A 2,816-nucleotide genomic window follows, 5' to 3' on the forward strand; every position below is an offset into this window, starting at 1 on the left:
AAGTCAAAATAAGAAACTTATAACGGGATATTATTAATTTAATGATAATTTTATTTAAGCTAAAAGTCAATTGAAGCTTGAAGATTCAATAACAATCGAAGGTTAAATCAAATCACTCTTGATCACTGCTTCATTTAAAAAAATTTCTAGATAGGATTCGTTATAGTACTAATTTCCACATTCTTGTCTTACTGATCTATTGAGTCCTCTTACTTTACTTGTAACAGATTCTGAATGGTTTCTTTCGCTTTAGCAGTTGCGTGTCTATTAACTATAAAAACAAAAAAAGGTTTCCCTCGTAAAAGGGAAACCTCAGAAATGTTGCCGAAACAACATTTGCAGTTATTTGTCTTATTCTGCAGCGTTTGTGTCTTTGAGACCGTATTTCATATCTTTGAATTTTTTAATAAGGTCTAGTATTTCTCAATTAGCTTAAATTCAGCTTTTTTAGTATTGCAATACACTCTATAAATTCCCTTGATTTCTTTTCTGGGTAGTCAAGGGGTAGTCAATCCGCCAGCATGATACGAACCAACATACATAGTTTCAAAAGCCTGTGTTAGGCTTTTTTCTTTACCTTTTGTTCGCTTTACAACGAGAACGCTAGTTCGTATAATTTTTACAAGGAGTGATTGATATGCAAATACCGTTAGCGCATCAAAGAACCTACGCACTCGAAAGATATTACTACGAGTTTATCGAAAGAATGGGTCCAGCCCACTTACTTTACGATCAGTTTGTTCGGACGATGGAAAACACCGGCAAACCTTTTTTTACCGTCCCTTCGAGCTATTCAAAATATTCTGAGGTGCTAGCTTTTGTTTTTAAAAAAGACGGAGAAAACTATCTATTTGATCATGTCAGAACACAAGATGAGATACTTAGGAAGTACGATCCTAATGAAAAATATAGACCTGGCGGCAACTGATATGAATCTTATTACTCAATACGAGCAGGGATACCTATCTCTCTCTGAGTTTATAAATGAATTTCCCGACTCGGTTTCCGAATCACAAGAATGTTTATTCGGTTCAAAATGTGTCGAGTTTTATGTTGCGGTCACACTAGGTAAAACGGATTGTCGCTATTATGTACAAGCTTACGGAGGTGATTGTTATGAAATCGATGAAAGGTTATGTATCGAAGATACGTGTGTTGAAGGTGAGCAAGACCCCTTTGGTGCGGTTCTCTTTGGATAATGAGAATTGCTTGATTGCTGCACATAGTTTGAACTTCCTAGCCGATGTGGATGAGGGAATGCAAATTGTGGTTTTTGGCGAGTATAACGATCGGAATCAGTTTGTTGTGAGGAAATATAGTGTGATTGGTAAAACGAAAATTATGATAGAATTTGAAGCAATGAAAAAAGACCTCAGCATGAGCTAGGGTCTTTTTCTATATTTTTGTCTTGAGTTTGATGGAATCGATTTATTAGATAAAAAGATTTTGTGTATTGGAAGTATTAAATTGCATTTCATGTTTAAGTAAATTGTCTTAAGTCACTTCCATTTGTCCTAATTATATACGGCAATTCAGATATTGTAAAGCAGAACATTCAGAAATATTAATTAGTGATTAAGAGCCAATTGCTTTCAGGTTTATTAAGTAATCTTGCACAATTATAGGCCATCTCAATTGTAAGAACTGTATTAGCAACATATTTATCCCCAAGTTTTTCTACCGCAATAATGACAGTTCTTGTACCAAATACCACGACAGGTATTAAGAACATTATTTTTTCTCTATAAAATTGTGGAACTGGAATTCGATTATTACGCTTTATTTTTTTTATGGTATGTTCAAGGAAACCGTTAAAAACTATCCTTGCAGTTGATTTGTCCAATGATTTCAGCTCTTCTGGCAGCCTATCGTAATTGTCATCATAAAAGTGATCAAAATTTAGAACAATATCTATATTGGGATTAAAATACAGTTCATTGAAGTCTTCAAAATAAGTTGCAATATCAGGTTTATTTAAAGATAGATTCAAAAATTTCCTATCGTTTTCCGGTATAAAAGTACTAAAATGCCAATAATTCGAAAATGGATTCGTCGCATCGTATTGATAAGATTTCTTAAAGATTCCCAGTATTTCGTCACCTTGATTATTTAATAGTCCGGTATTAAAAGCGCAGACTTCCTCATCTTTGCTAATGACAATTTTATTCTGCCTGTAAACCCTATCAAAAGTGTGTATAATATAGTAGAAAATCACGGAAAAGCTCGTTCCATCTTCTTGCAAATAATACCATTTCTCATCTTCCGCAATCCTACAAAGATACTTCAATTTTTTATCAAAATCTTCCTTAAGCCCCAACGTTGCAAATCGCTTTAATGTATTCAAATTTTCTTTACTATTTAAATATTTATCCAAAGCAGACATTTTAGTCAACTTCCTCTCGTTTGTAATAAATTTATATTATCATCAATTGAGTAGTTAAACAATTATCGATATATTATTTCAAACATTTTTTGGCAACAAAATAACTCAAATTAAAATAAACTAACTACTTTTATGGGGAGGTGGCGCAATGAAATGATGAAATTTTCTGCGGTTACTTAATGATCCTACAAAACAATTCACCTTGTAGGACTCGAATCTACGATCGGACGGTTATGAGCCGTCTACTCTAACCAACTGATCTAAGATACATAGCAAAATAACCACTCCCGAGGAGGAGTGGCACAATTAGATGAAAAAGATTTTCAAATTTCATGTTGATCAAAAAAAGTTGTATACTTTTCTAAAAGTTTAAAATCCTTCTCCATATTTTTTCTAATGAATATTTGATCTCCCAAAAACGATTTTCGAGATG

The 2,816-nt window shown here is 33.2% G+C and carries 3 protein-coding genes; 2 read left to right on the forward strand and 1 reads right to left on the reverse strand.

The features are described 5' to 3' along the window. The first annotated feature begins 637 nt into the window (after positions 1–637). Entirely contained in the window at positions 638–928 is a 291-nt protein-coding gene (locus tag A5867_RS15180; RefSeq protein WP_087627945.1) for a DUF5960 family protein, read from the forward strand. Between the two features lie 188 nt (positions 929–1,116). Continuing rightward, entirely contained in the window at positions 1,117–1,386 is a 270-nt protein-coding gene (locus A5867_RS15190) for a hypothetical protein (protein WP_087627947.1), read from the forward strand. A 178-nt stretch (positions 1,387–1,564) separates the two neighbouring features. On the opposite strand, the gene A5867_RS15195 is transcribed toward A5867_RS15190, so the two are convergent. Further along, entirely contained in the window at positions 1,565–2,383 is an 819-nt protein-coding gene (locus A5867_RS15195; protein WP_087627948.1) for a DUF3825 domain-containing protein, read from the reverse strand. Positions 2,384–2,816: the final 433 nt, after the last annotated feature.

This window comes from Enterococcus sp. 6D12_DIV0197 (assembly GCF_002174385.1).
Taxonomy (GTDB): domain Bacteria; phylum Bacillota; class Bacilli; order Lactobacillales; family Enterococcaceae; genus Enterococcus_D; species Enterococcus_D casseliflavus.